Genomic DNA, 15,053 nt, shown 5'->3' on the forward strand with positions numbered 1-15,053 from the left:
GTCCGGGGGCAGAGCCTCCCGGCACCGGCGCCGCACCATTCAGCCCCGCCGGCGTTTGAGGCGCGGGGGTCCGGGGGCAGAGCCCCCGGCAGCGGCGCCGCACCAACCAGCCTCGCCGGCGTTTGAGGCGCGGGTCTGGGCAGAGCCCAGGAGGCCGGGCCGCGGGGTCAGGACAGGGGGAGGCCCGGGGCCGGGAAGGCGGCCATCAGGTCCGCGACCTCGGCCCGGATCACCCCGAGCTCGGCCTCGTCGGCCTTGGCGGCGGCCGACACGGCCCGGGAGATCCAGTCCGCGACCACCGGCATGTGCTCGACCCCGAGCCCCCGCGACGTCAGCGACGGCGTACCGATCCGGATGCCCGACGGGTCGAACGGCTTGCGCGTGTCGAAGGGGACCGTGTTGTAGTTCACGACGATCCCCGCCCGGTCCAGGGCCTTGGCCGCCACCTTGCCCGGCACGTCCCGCGAGGTGAGGTCCATCAGGATCAGGTGGTTGTCCGTGCCGCCCGAGACCAGGTCGAAGCCGCGTTCCAGCAGGGCCGCGGCCAGCGCCTTCGCGTTGGCGACGACCGCGTGGGCGTACGCCGTGAAGGACGGCTGCGCCGCCTCGTGGAGGGCGACCGCGATGCCGGCCGTGGTCTGGTTGTGGGGACCTCCCTGCAGCCCCGGGAAGACCGCCTTGTCGATGGCCTTCGCGTGCTCCTCCCGGCACATCAGCATCGCGCCGCGCGGACCCCGCAGGGTCTTGTGCGTGGTCGTGGAGATCACGTCCACGTGCCCCGCCGGGGACGGGTGCGCGCCGCCCGCGATCAGGCCCGCGATGTGTGCGACGTCCGCGACGAGGATCGAGCCCGCCTCCTCGGCGATCGACGCGAAGGCCGCGAAGTCGATCGTGCGCGGCAGGGCGGTACCGCCACAGAAGATGATCTTCGGGCGCTCGGCCAGCGCCAGCTCGCGCACCGCGTCGTAGTCGATCAGGCCGTCGTCCGCGCGCACCCCGTACTGCACGCCGCGGAACCACGAGCCCGTCGCCGAGACGCCCCAGCCGTGCGTCAGGTGCCCGCCCATCGGCAGGGCCATGCCCATCACCGTGTCGCCGGGCTTCGCGAAGGCCAGGTACACGGCCAGGTTCGCCGGGGAACCGGAGTACGGCTGCACGTTCGCGTGGTCCACCCCGAACAGGCCCTTCGCCCGCTCGACGGCCAGCGCCTCGACGCGGTCGATGTTCTGCTGGCCCTCGTAGTAGCGGCGGCCCGGGTAGCCCTCGCTGTACTTGTTCTGCAGCACGGTGCCGGAGGCTTCGAGGACGGCCGCCGAGACGTAGTTCTCGCTGGGGATCAGCCGCAGCGTCTCGGCCTGCAGGGTCTCCTCCGCCGCGACGAAGGACGCCAGCTCGGGGTCGGTCGCGAGAAGGGCGGGATGACGGTGGTTCGCGCTCATGGCGGCTCCTCCGGGGTCGATTTCGTGTCTCGTCCCCGCGAGGCCCAGGCGAGCGGCCCTGTATGCGGTCCTGCGCGCACGACTCCCCCGGAGTTGGTTCTCCGTACGCCAGTCGCCGTGCGTACAACCCACCTTAGCGGGCGCGCCACAAGAAAGGTTTCTCCGTCCGGTATACGAGCGAGGATGGAAAGTGACGCCACCCTCGTCACAGGCCTGACGGACGATCGGAGACCCCGTGTCGACAACTGCTGATGCCATCCGTTCCGCCGACGCGCACAGCGCGCACAACTACCACCCGCTGCCCGTCGTCGTCGCCTCCGCGGAAGGCGCGTGGATGACCGACGTGGAGGGCCGCCGCTACCTCGACATGCTCGCCGGCTATTCGGCGCTCAACTTCGGGCACGGCCACCGCCGGCTGCTCGACGCCGCCCACGCGCAGCTGGAGCGGGTCACGCTCACCTCGCGCGCCTTCCACCACGACCAGTTCGCCGCCTTCTGCACGGAACTCGCCGCGCTGTGCGGCAAGGACATGGTGCTGCCCATGAACACGGGCGCGGAGGCCGTGGAGACGGCCGTGAAGACGGCCCGCAAGTGGGGCTACGAGGTCAAGGGCGTCCCGGACGGGCACGCCAAGATCGTGGTCGCCGCCGACAACTTCCACGGCCGGACCACCACCATCGTCTCCTTCTCCACGGACCACGACGCCCGCGACCACTTCGGCCCGTACACCCCGGGCTTCGAGATCGTCCCGTACGGGGACCTCACCGCCCTCGCCCACGCCGTCACCGAGAACACCGTCGCCGTGCTGCTGGAGCCGATCCAGGGCGAGGCGGGGGTACTGGTGCCGCCCGCCGGATACCTGCGGGGCGTACGGGAGCTCACGCGCGAGCGGAACGTCCTCTTCATGGCGGACGAGATCCAGTCGGGCCTCGGCCGCACCGGCAAGACCTTCGCGTGCGAGCACGAGGGGGTCGTCCCGGACGTCTACGTCCTCGGCAAGGCGCTCGGCGGCGGCGTGGTCCCGGTGTCGGCGGTGGTCGCCGACCGGGACGTGCTCGGGGTGTTCAAGCCCGGCGAACACGGGTCCACCTTCGGCGGGAACCCGCTCGCTTGCGCCGTCGCCCTGGAGGTGATCGCGATGCTGCGCACCGGCGAGTACCAGCAGCGCGCCGCCGAGCTGGGCGACCATCTGCACCGGGAGCTGAACCTGCTGGTCGGCGCGGGCTCGGTGACCGCCGTACGCGGGCGCGGACTGTGGGCGGGCGTCGACATCGACCCGTCGCTCGGGACGGGCCGGGACATCTCCGAGAAGCTGATGGAGCTGGGCGTGCTGGTGAAGGACACCCACGGCTCGACGATCCGCATCGCCCCGCCGCTGGTGATCAGCAAGGAGGACCTGGACTGGGGCCTGGACCAGCTCAGGTCCGTCCTCTCCGCCTGACTAGAGGATGACGTGAGGTAGGAAGCGGGCGTACTCGTCCGTGACCGGCCCCGCCGATTCCCGGATGCCGAGCCCCGCCGCCTCGTCCTCGACGACCCACGCGCCGAGCACCACCCGGTTGCCGTCGAAGTCCGGCAGCGGGGCCAGGCCCTGGAAGCAGTACCGCTCGCCCTCCTCCGCCACGAACGGCTCCCCGGCCCCGCCCGCTTCGTGGAGGGTGACGCCGGCGCCTTCGCGGCCCAGCAGCGGCTTCGCGACGTAACCGGTGGTGTCGGCGAGCTCGCGCGGGCCGTCGAGATAGGCGGGCAGCAGGTTGGGGTGCTCCGGGAAGAGCTCCCAGAGGATCGCGAGCAGCGCCTTGTTGGAGAGCAGCATCTTCCACAACGGCTCGATCCAGCAGGTGGTGCCGCTGCCGCCGCCGAGGTCGTACGTGCCGAGGACCATCGGGCCGAACTCGTCGGTGGCCAGCCACTCCCACGGGTAGAGCTTGAAGCAGCCGCGGATGAAGCGGAGCTTGTCGTCCACGAACCGGCCGGACAGGCTGTCCCAGCCGATCTGCTCGACGGACAGGGCGTGGGTGTCGATGCCGGCCTGCTCGGCGGTCTCCTGGAGGTAGGCGACCGTCATCAGGTCCTCGCCGAGCTCGTCGGTCTCGGAGTGCGCGAAGTGCAGCGGGCCGGACGGCAGCAGCTCGGCCTGTCGGCGCCAGGCGTCGACGAGGCGCTCGTGGAGGGAGTTCCACTGGTCGGCGCCGGGGAAGCGCTCCTCCATCCAGAACCACTGCGGGCTCGCCGCCTCCACCAGCGACGTGGGGGTGTCGGCGTTGTACTCCAGCATCTTGGCCGGGCCGGTGCCGTCGTAGCGCAGGTCGAAACGGCCGTACAGGGACGGCTGTTCGGCGCGGCGCCGCCAGGACTCGGCGACGAGCGAGGCGAGGCGCGGGTCGGTGATCCCCAGGTCCGCGAAACGCTCCTTCTCCACGATGTGCGCGGCCGCGGCCAGGCACATGGCGTGCAGTTCCTCGACGACGTTCTCCAGGGCCTCCACCTCGGGAAGGGTGAAGGAGTAGTACGCGCTCTCGTCCCAGTAGGGGCGCAGGGAGTCGTCGGGGTAGCGGGTGAGGGGGTAGATCAGCCCCTGCTCCTCGACCGTCTTCTGCCAGCCGGGGCGGGGCTCGATGGTGTGCCGCTCCATGTCTTGCTCAGCCGCCGCTGGAGCCGGAGCTGCTGTGTCCGCCGATGCCGCCGCGGGTGACGGCGGACTTGTCGAAGCTCCCGCCACTGACCTTGCCCGCAGTGACGTACCCGCCGTAGTAGTACGAGCCGCGGCCGCCGCTCTTGCACTCCTTGTTGTTCAGGTGCTCCAGGGTGGCGCGGGACGCGCAGCGCTTGTCCGGTTCGTCGCTGCTGCCGCACGCCACGAGGGTGGCCGCGAGCAGGCCCATGCCGCCGAGGGCGACCGCGCCGGAGCGCATGCGGCGCTGGTTGGTGTTGCTGCTGTCCATGTCTGCTGCTCCCCCTGGGACCCGGCGTACTGCGGGACAGAGTAGAGCGGCGGCAGCGGGGGACGGAATCCGGCCGTCGTGAGATCTGTGACCTAGAGTCAGTTCGTGCTCATTGGGATGATTTGCGCACTCGGTGCGGCGGTCTGCTTCGGTACGGCGTCCGTTCTGCAGGCGATGGCGGCCCGGGCCGCGGAGCCCGGGACGGGCTCCGGGGTGGACCCGGCGCTGCTGCTGCGGGCGGCACGCCAGTGGCGGTACATGGTCGGCCTCGGCCTGGACGGGGCCGGGTTCGTGCTCCAGATCATCGCCCTGCGGCACATCCCGATCTACGCGGTGGGCGCCGCGCTCGCGGCGAGCCTCGCCGTGACGGCGGTGGTCGCCTCGCGGCTGCTGCGGGTGCGGCTGTCGCGGACGGAGTGGGGCGCGGTGGGGGTGGTGTGCGCGGGGCTGCTGATGCTGGGGCTCGCCTCCGGGGAGGAGGGCTCCGGGGAAGGGTCCCTGGCCCTCAAGCTGGGACTGCTGGGGGTGGCGGTGCTGGTGCTGCTGGTGGGCGCGGCGGCCGGGCGGCTCCCGGACGGGCCGCGGGCCCTCGTCCTGGGACTGGCCTCGGGAACCGGCTTCGGGGTGGTGGAGGTGGCGGTGCGCCTCATCGACTCCGTCTCCCCGAGCGAGTTGACCAACCCGGCGCTGTACGCACTCCTGTTGGGCGGCGGTGCGGCGTTCCTCCTGCTCACCTCGGCGCTGCAACGGGGCTCCGTGACGGCGGCGACGGCCGGCATGGTCCTCGGCGAGACGATCGGCCCGGCGGTGGTGGGCGTGGCCTGGCTCGGCGACCGCACCCGTGAAGGCCTGACCTGGCTCGCGGTGGCCGGCTTCGCCGTGGCCCTGGCCGGCGCGCTTGCGCTGGCCCGCTTCGGGGAGCCGCCGGAACCGGACCCGTCCCCGGCGTAGCCCCGGGGACACCACCCGCCACCGCCGCGCGGAGCCTTCCCCCACGCCGCTCCTTCCCGCTGCGCTGCATGTGCGGCCCCGCCGCGTGGGGCTCCGCCCCAGACCCCGCGCCTCAAACGCCGGCGGGGCTGGAGGTGCCGCTGCGCGGCCCCCAGCCCTTTGGGCGCGAGTTGGGCTGCGCGCACGCGCGGGCCGGTATCAGCCAAATCCAGCCCCGCCGGCGTTTGAGGCGCGGGGTCCGGGGCGGAGCCCCGGCAGCGGCGTCGCGGACGGGCTACGGCAGCACCGCGGACAAGGCGGCCAGCGTCGGCGCCCACGCGCTGTCCGACGGGGTTCCGTAGCCGACGACCACCGCCGCGCGCGGCGGGAGGTCGGCCTCGGGGTGGCGGTGGCGGGACAGGCCGTCCAGGGTGAGGTCCTGCCAGGCCGCCGACTGGATCACCGAGCGTTCCGTCATGCCCTCCGGGAGGTCCAGCACCGCGTGCAGCCCCGCCGCGATCCCCGACACGCCGACCCGGCCGGCCACCGCCGCGACCAGCTCGTCCCGGCGCCGCCGGTACCGCAGCCGCATGCCGCGCACGTGGCGGTCGTACGCCCCGGACGTGATGAACTCCGCCAGTGTGAGCTGCTCCAGCGCGCTGGAGGTCCAGTCGATGAGGCCCTTGACGGCCAGCACTTCCTCGACCAGCCCGGGCGGGACCACCATCCACCCCATCCGCAGCCCCGGCGCGAGGGATTTACTGGCGGTGCCCAGGTACACCACCCGGTCCGGGTCGAGCCCCTGCAGGGCCCCCACCGGCTGGCGGTCGTAGCGGAACTCCCCGTCGTAGTCGTCCTCCAGGATCAGCCCACCCGTGGTGCGGGCCCAGTCCACCGCGGCCGCCCGCCGGGCCGGGGTCAGCGCGACGCCCGTCGGGAACTGGTGCGCGGGAGTCAGCAGCACCGCGCCCACGCCGGCGCCCACCCCGGCGGCCCCCGCGCCCAGTTCACGCGTACGGGCCCCGTCCCCGTCGACCCCCAGCGGGCGCGTCCGCAGGCCCGCCTTCACCAGCAGGTCCCGGTGGATGTCCAGCCCGTACCCCTCCACCGCCACCTCCCGCACCCGGCGTGCCCGCAACACCCCCGCCAGCAGCGTCAGCCCGTGCACGAACCCGGCGCACAGCACGATCCGCTCCGGGTCCGCGTACACCCCGCGCGCCCTCGCCAGGTACCCGGCGAGGGCTTCCCGCAGTTCGATCCGGCCGCGCGCGTCGACCGCGTAACCGAAGGCCTCGTTCGGCGCGTTGGTCAGCGCCCGCCGGGCCGCAGTGAGCCAGGCCGCGCGCGGGAAGCCGCCCAGGTCCGGGGAGCCGGGCTGGAGACTGTACGAGGGCTTGCCGCGGGCGGGACGCCGCACGCCGACAACCGCAGCCGCGCCCCCGGCACCCGCCACGCCACCGCTCCGGCGCGGCCGCGCCCGTTCGGCGACCCTGGTCCCGGAGCCCTGCCGGGCCGTCAGCCAGCCCTCGGCGACGAGTTCGGCGTACGCCTCCGCGACCGTGTTGCGCGCGATGCCCAGGTCGACGGCGAGCGACCGGGAGGACGGCAGCCGCGTCCCGGCCGCCAGCCGCCCGCTGCGCGCGGCCTCGCGCAGCGCCTCGGTGAGCCCGGCCCGCAGGCCGCGCCCGGTGGAGAGGTCCAGATGCAGGTCGGCCCCGAAAGTGGCCCAGGAATCCGTCATGAACATGGACCATAGTCCTGGGCCGCCTGCCTCCTAGTGTGGACACATGACAGCTACGCAGAACGCACACGAGCACACCCCCCGCATGCAGATGGCCAAGGTCGCTCCCGAGGTCTACAAGGCCGTCCTGGCCCTGGAGCTCTCCGCCAAGAAGGGCCTCGACCCGGCCCTGGTCGAACTCGTCAAGATCCGCGCCTCGCAGATCAACCACTGCGCCTTCTGCATCGACATGCACACCAAGGACGCCATCGCGGCCGGCGAGAGCGTCGAGCGCATCGTGCTCCTGCCCGCCTGGGAGGAATCGCGGCACTTCTACACCGAGAAGGAACTCGCCGCGATCGAGCTCACCGAGGCCGTCACCGTCCTCACGGACGGCTTCGTTCCGGACGAGGTCTACGAGAAGGCCGCCAAGCACTTCGAGGAGCGCGAGCTGGCCCAGCTGATCGCCGTCATCGCGACGATCAACGTCTGGAACCGCATCGGCGTCACCACCCGCCTGGTCCCGGGCCACTACACCCCGGGCGCGTACAAGGTCTGAGCCTGCGGCGGCGGGTGCCGGTCAGCCGGGCCGGAAGGAATCCAGGGCCGCCGCCAGGTTCGCGCGCGTGGTGGTGCCGTCGGCGGCCGGGCCGGCCGCCAGCAGCGCCCAGCGCTTGCCGTCCGAGGCGGTGATGATCCGCTCGATGCCCCGACGGCGGCCGTGGGACTCCGCGCTGTCGTACTCGTACACCAGCTCGCAGGCGGTGCCGGCCACCGATTCGAGCGAGACCTCTCGATACCCGGGGGTCCCCGTGTTCAGGCGGTCCGAGGACATCCGCAGCAGCTCGCAGGAACCGGTGGAGGCCTCCTCCGTGACCCGGAAGATCTGCAACAGGGCCCTGCGGTCCCCGGGGCGGCGGTAGAACGAGCCGTTGCCCTGCTCGTTGGTGCTGGGCTCCCAACCGGTGGGAACGGCGACCGAGAACCCGGCGTCGTCGCGCACCACGGTGTAGCCCGGGCCCGCGCCGCTCCCCGAGGGGCTCGGGCTCGCGCCCGTACTCGTGCTCGTGGGGCTGCTCGGGCCCGAGTTCGGGGACGCGCTCGCGGAGGCGGTGCGGGACGACGGGAGGGGCGGGTGCGTCGTGGTGGCGCGGTCGTCCTCGGCGCCGAGCAGCATCCACGCCGCCACGGAGGCTCCGCCGACCACCGCGGCGACCAGTCCCACCAGCAGCGGGCCGCGCCACTGCTGCGCCGGCGTACCCCCGGGGCCGCTGGGGCCGCCGGGCGGCTGCTGCGGCCCCCAGGGCTCGTACTCGGGCAACGCCGGGGGCGGCTCCGCCACCCCCGAAACCCACTCCGGCCGCCCGGACTGCCCGGTCGCCGCCGCGGTCCACTCCGACTGCGCGGGCTGCCCGGGCTGTTCCTTCCGACCCGGCTGTTCCGCCGGACCGGGCTGACCGGGCTGACCCGGGCGCTCAGGCCGGCCGGGCTGCCCCGACTGCTCGGGCCGGCCCTGCGTCGGCAGGTGTGCCGGCTGGGGCGGCTGGGACGGGGGCTCCGGTGGGGATGGCTGGGGGCCCCACTCCCAGCGCTGCGTCCGGGGGTTCCACCAGGCGTCGTCAGCCGAGGGCACCGGTCAGCCTCCCAGCGAGGCGAGCATCCCGGCCAGTGCGGTGGCCGCGCTCACCGACTCCACCAGCGGAGCCCACCGTTCCAGCGCCCCGCGCAGCCGCCCGGGCAGCCCCGGCCGGATCTCCTCGGCCTCCTCCAGCTCCGCGGCCACATCCTCCAGTTCCACGTCGAGCTCCCCGCGCCCGGTGCTGCGGGGCAGGCGCACCAGCTCGGCGCGCAGTTCGCGTACGGCCTCCAGCAGTTCCGCCGCGCCCGGCGGCTGCTCCTCGGCCGCACCGCCCTGCCCGACGGTGTTGGTGATGTTGCTGCCGCCGATGCTGAAGGCGCTGCCGGTGACGTCGCCGATCCGGACCGAGCGCTCCTCGCCGTTACTTCCCACCGCTGCTCCCCTTGCTTCCCTTACCGCCCCCGGCGGTGCTGTTGTGGTGGCCCGTGCCGCCGATGCTGAAGGCGCTGTCGCGCACCCCGCCCTGGATGACGACGCCGCCGTCGAAGACCTGGATCGCCCGCTGCGCGAACTCCTCGGTGTGCCAGCCGGCTTCGTGCAGCGCGAGGGTAACCCCGCCGACCACCCGGTCCTGAATGGTTTTCAGATACCGCTCCGCGTCCATGAGGTGGAACAGAGAGCCGCCCTCCGCCGCCGCGATCTCCCGCACCGACAGCCCCGGCCCCTCCGGACGGGCTCCGCCGTGCCCGCCGGTGGCGATCCGCCACCAGCTGGCGATGCCCCGACCCAGCGTGGCAAGGGACCTCCCGAACGAGCCGGGGGTCGCGGCGAGCGCCGCGACGGCCCTGCCGAACCAGGTGTTGTTCAGCAGGCGCACCGCGGCGGCGTCGGCGTTCTGGAAGGTGGTCCGTACGGGGAGCAGCACGTGCGGGGCCACCTCCAGCATCAGCATGCCGCCCTGGGTGTGGACCCGTACGAACACGGTGACGACAAGGTTCTCGTCCCAGCCGCCGACGCGGATCCGCAGGAAGTGCCGGCGCCGCTCGCCGCCCTCCTCGATGGCCCCGAAGCGGTGCTCGGGGAACTGCTCCGGCGCCACCGGAGCCCGGTCCCGGTGCGGGAGCCCGGCGGCGGGCAGGAACACGCACTCGTCGATGACCAGCTCGCGCAGCCGGTCCAGCACGTCGGCCTGCGCCTGCGGTGAGCCGTGCGGGGACGGGACGCGCAGGGCGTACAGCAGCGGCGCGATGCGCTGCACGATGTGCGCGTTGGTGACCGGCTCCGGCTTGCGGTCGGCGCCGAGGTCTTCCCGGGGGCGCAGCTCGACGGACAGCTGCCATGGCCGGATCGGGTCCCCCGCCCCGGTGAACGGGCCGTTGATGTCGTACATGATCAGCGGCGCGTGCTGTTCTCGTTCGATGCGGCCGCGGATCCGGGAGAAGCGGGCGCTCTGCGTCGCCTGCGAGGTCTCCGCGGGATCGCCGGCCCGGTCGGGGTACCGGCTCGGGGAGAGCTCGTTGGCGACGATGCGGGCGGCCTGCCCGCGCTGGAGCGCGACCAGGGTGACGATGCCCGCGAACACGGCCGGGATCAGCCACAGGGCGAGGGCCGAGGAGTCGTCGTCGGAGCCGCTGTAGCCGGGATAGCCGCTCGACCCGCTGTAGCCGTCGTAGCCGTAACCGCTCGAACCGTCGTCGGACAGCAGGCCGAAGAGGACGAGCCGGCTGATGTCCCCGATGCCGCCGGAGTCGCCGGAATCGTCGGTCAGGGCCAGCAGCACGCCGATGACCATGAGGGTCAGCATCACCCACACGTAGACGCGCAGCAGCACCGACAGGAAGCGCACCAGGGGGTTGCTCCGGGCCCGGAGCCAGTTGGCGAAGCTCAGCATCAGGAAGGGGACGAGCAGCACTCCGAGGATCCCGCCGGTCAGCAGGGACCCCACGAACCAGGCGCCGATTATCCCTCCGGCCCAGGCGAGCTCGATGCGGCGGGCCCGGAGGGCGTGGGCCAGGACCCGGGTGGCGTCGAAGCCGTAGGACGGGGCGGCGATCCGCTCCTCGTGCACGTACAGCTCGTCGATCACCCGGTCGCGGTACGTCGGGTCGAGGTACGTCCCCGCGCACAGCAGGCGGCCGGCCTCGCTGACGGCGGGTTGGACGGGCGGGCGGCCGTTGCGCGGGTCCGCCGGGTCCCCGCCGCCGGACTGAGGGGGAATCAGATGGTCGGTCACCGGCCGACCTTATTTTCCCCCTACAGCAGCCCAACAGGCCACTTCACGCCAAAGCGCCCCGGCCTGGTTTGGCCGGGGCGCAAGGGCGTTCGTACTGATCAGGCGATCAGGTGAACTCCCTGATCAGTGCGGGTGAGTCAGATCAGGCCGAGCTCGCGCACCGCGTCGCGCTCCTCGACGAGCTCCGCCACGGACGCGTCGATGCGCGCACGGGAGAACTCGTTGATGTCCAGGCCCTGGACGATCTCGTACTTGCCGTCCTTGGTGGTGACGGGGAAGGAGGAGATGATGCCCTCCGGGACGCCGTAGGAGCCGTCCGACGGGATACCCATCGAGGTCCAGTCGCCCGCGGCGGTGCCGTTGACCCAGGTGTGCACGTGGTCGATCGCGGCGTTGGCGGCCGAGGCGGCCGAGGACGCGCCACGGGCCTCGATGATCGCGGCGCCGCGCTTGGCGACGGTCGGGATGAAGTCGTCGGCGAGCCACTGCTCGTCGTTGACGACCTCGGCGGCGTTCTTGCCGGCGATCTCCGCGTGGAAGATGTCCGGGTACTGCGTCGCCGAGTGGTTGCCCCAGATGGTGAGGCGCTTGATGTCGGAGACGGAGGCGCCGGTCTTGGCGGCCAGCTGCGAGATCGCGCGGTTGTGGTCCAGGCGGGTCATCGCGGTGAAGCGCTCGCGCGGTACGTCCGGGGCGGCGGCCTGCGCGATGAGCGCGTTGGTGTTGGCCGGGTTGCCCACGACCAGGACCTTGATGTCGTCCGCGGCGTGCGCGTTGATCGCGGCGCCCTGCGGCTTGAAGATGCCACCGTTGGCGGAGAGCAGGTCACCGCGCTCCATGCCCTTGGTGCGCGGGCGGGCGCCCACGAGCAGCGCGACGTTGGCGCCCTCGAAGCCCTTGTTCGGGTCGTCGAAGATGTCGATGCCGGCGAGCAGCGGGAAGGCGCAGTCGTCGAGCTCCATGGCGGTGCCCTCGGCGGCCTTCATCCCCTGGGGGATCTCCAGGAGGCGGAGCTTGACCGGCACGTCCGCGCCGAGCAGGTGGCCGGACGCGATGCGGAAGAGCAGCGCGTAGCCGATCTGGCCGGCGGCGCCGGTGACGGTGACATTCACGGGAGTGCGGGTCATGGCCTTCTCCGTTAGACAGCTGGCGGTTGGGGCGTCCCGCCCCATGTGCTGGAGGACGCCGCTCCCCAGTGAATCTTGATGTGAAGAGACATCCGCCCGTCAGGCTATCCGACCTTGGAGCGCCCCGATCCCCCGGTCCCTGTAATGCATGGCACACGAACCGGGGGGTTCGAAGGCGCGAAGGGGGTTTCCGCCCTGCGTTTCGACCCTTTCGGGCTATCACAGGGCGTCCTCCTTCGGTGATCTCAACGCACGGTGAAGCGGACCGCGTCCTCCAGGAAGGGGATCTCCAGCCACGGTTTGGGCTCTATCACCAGCGCGAGCAACGTGATCGCCACGCCCAGCAGCCCGTACGTGACCATGTCCGTGAAGCGGGAGCGCACCGCGAGCATCCCCACCGAGGGCAGCAGGCGCCGCAGCACGGAGGCCGCGATCAGGGCCACGCCGATCACCAGGGTGCCGAACCGCGGATGCCCGAACGCCGTGGCCAGCAGCCCGACGGCGGTCGCGGTGAGCACGCTGAGCATCGGCCACTGGCGGGCGGGCGCGGACACGGCGCCGGGCACGGCACGGCCGCTGCCCTCGGGGCGGGCGGTGTCCCGGGTGACGGACGGGAAGCGGCGGGAGCCGGGCGGCCGCGCCAGGGCCGCCTCTTCCGCTCCGGATTCAGTCTGCACTGGTGCTCCGTTCCGCCGCCTCGACGACATTGACCAGCAGCTGGGCCCGGGTCATGGGGCCGACACCGCCCGGGTTCGGGGAGATCCAGGCCGCCACCTCGGCGACGCCCGGGTGCACGTCGCCGACGATCTTGCCGTTCTCGTCGCGGCTGACGCCCACGTCGAGCACGGCCGCGCCCGGCTTCACGTCCTCCGGCTTGACCAGGTGCGGGACACCGGCCGCCGCGACGACGATGTCGGCCTGGCGCAGCAGCCCGGACAGGTCGCGCGTACCGGTGTGGCAGAGCGTCACGGTGGCGTTCTCGGACTTACGGGTCAGCAGCAGCCCGATGGAACGTCCGACGGTGATCCCGCGGCCGAGGACGACGACGTGGGCGCCGTTGATCTCGACGTCGTGGTGGCGCAGCAGTTCGACGATCCCGTACGGGGTGCAGGGCAGCGGCCCCGGCTCGTTGAGCACCAGCCGGCCGAGCGACATGGGGTGCAGTCCGTCGGCGTCCTTGAGCGGATCCATCAGCTCCAGGACCCGGTTGGTGTCGATGCCCTTGGGGAGCGGGAGTTGCACGATGTATCCCGTGCACTCCGGGTTGGCGTTGAGTTCCCGGACGACAGCCTCGATGTCCTCCTGGGAGGCCGTCGCGGGCAGTTCGCGCTGGATGGAGGCGATGCCGACCTCGGCGCAGTCCTTGTGCTTGCCGTTGACGTACCAGCGGCTGCCCGGATCGTCACCGACCAGCAGGGTGCCGAGGCCGGGGGTGATGCCCCGGGCCTTCAGGGCCGCCACGCGGGCGGTCAGTTCGGACTTGATCGCGGCGGCGGTGGCCTTGCCATCGAGAATCTGGGCGGTCATGCACCCATCCTCCCGGATGGAGTGGCCCCGGTTCCAGTCACGGGCCGCTCAGGTCCCTGACCGGGAAGGAAACGCAGTCTGGGACGCCGAGCCGTTGGTGCCGCACGCTGCGTGACATTCTCGCCTGCGGTTGGGTTCGGATATCACTTCCATCCGACGGACGTGAGGCGGCCAAGCTCTCGCGGACTTCGGCTGTGTGCGGAAGGTTCACGACCTGGCCGTCGCCGCCCGGAGCGAGGCTTGGTTGGTCCCTCGGGAACGGGTGGGCTACGGGCAGACGTCCCCGATGCTCACGGCGTGGAAGCGGACCGCAGAACTCAGCTACCTGGCCGAGGTGTCCTCGGTCCCGCTCCAGCAGGCGCTGCGACACCTGCGGGCAGGTTTCGCGGGCTTCTGGGGGAAGCGGTCGAATTACCCCCGTTTCAAGTCGAAGCGCAGGTCACGGGCCTCGGCGGAGTACACGCGCGGCGCGTTCCGGTACATGGACGGCTGTCTGACGCCGGCGAAGCCGGCAGAGCCGTTGGACGCGCCCAGCGGGCGTTGTCGCGGAAGGAGAAGGGCAGCAAAAATCGGGCCCCTGAACGTCCGTGAATGGACGCCGGGCTGGCGGTCGCTGCCTGTGGAACGGGTGCAAGACCTCGGAGAGGGTTGTCCTCTCGGTCGGGGCGGTCCGTGGTGAAGCAGGAAACTCCACTCGTGAGAGTGGGACTCCCTTCTCCATGGGGAGGGAATGAAGTCAATGCACTTGCACAACGATTACCCCACCCCGCGCGAACCAACTGGACAAGGCCAGGTCGGTCGGACGACGATGCAGGGCAAAAGAGTGCCGCGGGCAGTGCCGGGGGGCGGACCGCAAGATCAAGCTTCCTCCGCGCGTGCCGTGCGTCCCCGCACTTCCACGGAGGAACACCCCAAATGAGCTTCGGCGACCCGAACAACCCGTACGGACAGCAGCCCCCGCAGGGCCAGCCCGGCTACGGCTACCCGCAGCAGGCCCCGCAGGGCATCCCGCCGCAGGGCGGCTACGCCTACCCGCAGCAGCAGGCGCCCATGGGCTACCCGGCCGGCCCCGGTGGCTACCCGGGCGCGCCGATGGAGATGCCGGGTCTGCTGAAGACCGCGCGTGTGTTGCTGTTCATCGTGGCCGGCATCCAGATCATCATCGGCTTCTTCGTGCTCGCCGGCGCGGCAGCGGTCTCCGGCGCCACCGACTCCAGCGCCGCCGACTTCGGGGCCGGCGTTCTCGCCGGGTTGGGCATCCTGGTCTTCGCCCTCGCCGCCTGGGCCATCGTCCTCGGGGTCAAGTTCGCCAAGGGCGGCAGCGGCGTCCGCATCACGACGATCGTCTACGCGTCGCTGATGCTCCTGGGCAGCCTCGGCAACTTCGCCAACGCGTCCAACGGCACGCCGGGTGCCGTTCCCGGTGCCATCGTCGGCCTCGCCATCTTCGGCCTCATCCTCGCCGGGGCGATCAGTGGCGGCGCCTGGTTCAACCGCCCGCGCTACTGAGCGCATCGGCTGTACGGCGAAGGCCGCGACCCGCAGTGCGGGTC

General features: G+C 72.2%; 14 protein-coding genes and 1 riboswitch. Of the genes, 4 read left to right on the forward strand and 10 right to left on the reverse strand.

All coding sequences use genetic code 11. The features are described 5' to 3' along the window. Window positions 1–167 precede the first annotated feature (167 nt). Complete coding sequence (gene glyA / locus ACFV9H_RS39525) at window positions 168–1,439, reverse strand: serine hydroxymethyltransferase (RefSeq protein ID WP_385408508.1); 1,272 nt, start codon at window positions 1,437–1,439, stop codon at window positions 168–170. 35 nt (window positions 1,440–1,474) lie between these two features. Continuing rightward, window positions 1,475–1,565: riboswitch (ZMP/ZTP riboswitch) on the reverse strand. Window positions 1,566–1,674: 109 nt separating this feature from the next. On the opposite strand from glyA, the gene rocD reads away from it, so the two are divergent. Continuing rightward, the gene (gene rocD / locus ACFV9H_RS39530; protein ID WP_385408510.1) at window positions 1,675–2,880 is read left to right on the forward strand and encodes an ornithine--oxo-acid transaminase; all 1,206 of its coding nucleotides are present in this window, start codon (window positions 1,675–1,677) and stop codon (window positions 2,878–2,880) included. Here rocD and ACFV9H_RS39535 read toward each other — a convergent pair whose 3' ends face one another. Further along, window positions 2,881–4,074 (reverse strand): glutathionylspermidine synthase family protein, encoded by a 1,194-nt coding sequence (locus ACFV9H_RS39535; protein WP_385408512.1) that lies wholly within the window; start codon window positions 4,072–4,074, stop codon window positions 2,881–2,883. It abuts the gene before it with no gap. Window positions 4,075–4,081: 7 nt separating this feature from the next. Then, entirely contained in the window at window positions 4,082–4,384 is a 303-nt protein-coding gene (locus ACFV9H_RS39540; protein ID WP_385408514.1) for a hypothetical protein, read from the reverse strand. 117 nt (window positions 4,385–4,501) lie between these two features. Here ACFV9H_RS39540 and ACFV9H_RS39545 point away from each other — a divergent pair, with 117 nt between their 5' ends. Further along, window positions 4,502–5,335: a hypothetical protein gene (locus ACFV9H_RS39545; RefSeq protein ID WP_385408534.1), complete on the forward strand. Its 834-nt coding sequence runs from the start codon at window positions 4,502–4,504 to the stop codon at window positions 5,333–5,335. 274 nt (window positions 5,336–5,609) lie between these two features. Here ACFV9H_RS39545 and ACFV9H_RS39550 read toward each other — a convergent pair whose 3' ends face one another. Continuing rightward, entirely contained in the window at window positions 5,610–7,055 is a 1,446-nt protein-coding gene (locus ACFV9H_RS39550) for a PLP-dependent aminotransferase family protein (RefSeq protein ID WP_385408516.1), read from the reverse strand. 46 nt (window positions 7,056–7,101) lie between these two features. Between ACFV9H_RS39550 and ACFV9H_RS39555 the strand changes: the two genes are divergently transcribed. After that, window positions 7,102–7,593, forward strand: a complete 492-nt coding sequence (locus ACFV9H_RS39555) for a carboxymuconolactone decarboxylase family protein (RefSeq protein ID WP_385408518.1) — start codon at window positions 7,102–7,104, stop codon at window positions 7,591–7,593. A gap of 21 nt (window positions 7,594–7,614) precedes the next feature. On the opposite strand, the gene ACFV9H_RS39560 is transcribed toward ACFV9H_RS39555, so the two are convergent. From ACFV9H_RS39560 to ACFV9H_RS39585, 6 genes are all read right to left on the reverse strand, one after another. Next, on the reverse strand, window positions 7,615–8,376 hold the full coding sequence (locus ACFV9H_RS39560) for a hypothetical protein (protein WP_385408520.1): 762 nt from the start codon (window positions 8,374–8,376) through the stop codon (window positions 7,615–7,617). A gap of 294 nt (window positions 8,377–8,670) precedes the next feature. After that, a complete protein-coding gene (locus ACFV9H_RS39565; RefSeq protein WP_385408522.1) occupies window positions 8,671–9,045 on the reverse strand; it encodes a hypothetical protein in 375 nt (124 codons plus the stop codon). Beyond that, window positions 9,035–10,846: a hypothetical protein gene (locus ACFV9H_RS39570; protein ID WP_385408524.1), complete on the reverse strand. Its 1,812-nt coding sequence runs from the start codon at window positions 10,844–10,846 to the stop codon at window positions 9,035–9,037. Before ACFV9H_RS39570 ends, ACFV9H_RS39565 begins: the two co-directional genes overlap by 11 nt. Before the next feature lie 137 nt (window positions 10,847–10,983). After that, a complete protein-coding gene (locus tag ACFV9H_RS39575; protein WP_385408526.1) occupies window positions 10,984–11,973 on the reverse strand; it encodes a malate dehydrogenase in 990 nt (329 codons plus the stop codon). 245 nt (window positions 11,974–12,218) lie between these two features. After that, window positions 12,219–12,650 (reverse strand): DUF3017 domain-containing protein, encoded by a 432-nt coding sequence (locus ACFV9H_RS39580; protein WP_385408528.1) that lies wholly within the window; start codon window positions 12,648–12,650, stop codon window positions 12,219–12,221. After that, entirely contained in the window at window positions 12,640–13,500 is an 861-nt protein-coding gene (locus ACFV9H_RS39585) for a bifunctional methylenetetrahydrofolate dehydrogenase/methenyltetrahydrofolate cyclohydrolase (RefSeq protein ID WP_385408530.1), read from the reverse strand. Before ACFV9H_RS39585 ends, ACFV9H_RS39580 begins: the two co-directional genes overlap by 11 nt. Before the next feature lie 915 nt (window positions 13,501–14,415). Here ACFV9H_RS39585 and ACFV9H_RS39590 point away from each other — a divergent pair. Then, window positions 14,416–15,009, forward strand: coding sequence for a hypothetical protein (locus ACFV9H_RS39590; RefSeq protein ID WP_385408532.1), 594 nt, complete (start codon window positions 14,416–14,418; stop codon window positions 15,007–15,009). Window positions 15,010–15,053: the final 44 nt, after the last annotated feature.

The sequence above is a fragment of the Streptomyces sp. NPDC059874 genome (genome assembly GCF_042731135.1).
Lineage (GTDB): Bacteria > Actinomycetota > Actinomycetes > Streptomycetales > Streptomycetaceae > Streptomyces.

Excerpts from the sequence above, each read along its gene's own strand:
- ACFV9H_RS39555 (WP_385408518.1), top strand. The coding sequence starts at position 7,102 with ATGACAGCTACGCAGAACGCACACGAGCACACCCCCCGCATGCAGATG.
- ACFV9H_RS39535 (WP_385408512.1), bottom strand. The coding sequence starts at position 4,074 with ATGGAGCGGCACACCATCGAGCCCCGCCCCGGCTGGCAGAAGACGGTC.
- ACFV9H_RS39550 (WP_385408516.1), bottom strand. The coding sequence starts at position 7,055 with ATGACGGATTCCTGGGCCACTTTCGGGGCCGACCTGCATCTGGACCTC.
- ACFV9H_RS39540 (WP_385408514.1), bottom strand. The coding sequence starts at position 4,384 with ATGGACAGCAGCAACACCAACCAGCGCCGCATGCGCTCCGGCGCGGTC.
- glyA (WP_385408508.1), bottom strand. The coding sequence starts at position 1,439 with ATGAGCGCGAACCACCGTCATCCCGCCCTTCTCGCGACCGACCCCGAG.
- ACFV9H_RS39575 (WP_385408526.1), bottom strand. The coding sequence starts at position 11,973 with ATGACCCGCACTCCCGTGAATGTCACCGTCACCGGCGCCGCCGGCCAG.
- ACFV9H_RS39585 (WP_385408530.1), bottom strand. The coding sequence starts at position 13,500 with ATGACCGCCCAGATTCTCGATGGCAAGGCCACCGCCGCCGCGATCAAG.
- ACFV9H_RS39590 (WP_385408532.1), top strand. The coding sequence starts at position 14,416 with ATGAGCTTCGGCGACCCGAACAACCCGTACGGACAGCAGCCCCCGCAG.
- ACFV9H_RS39545 (WP_385408534.1), top strand. The coding sequence starts at position 4,502 with ATGATTTGCGCACTCGGTGCGGCGGTCTGCTTCGGTACGGCGTCCGTT.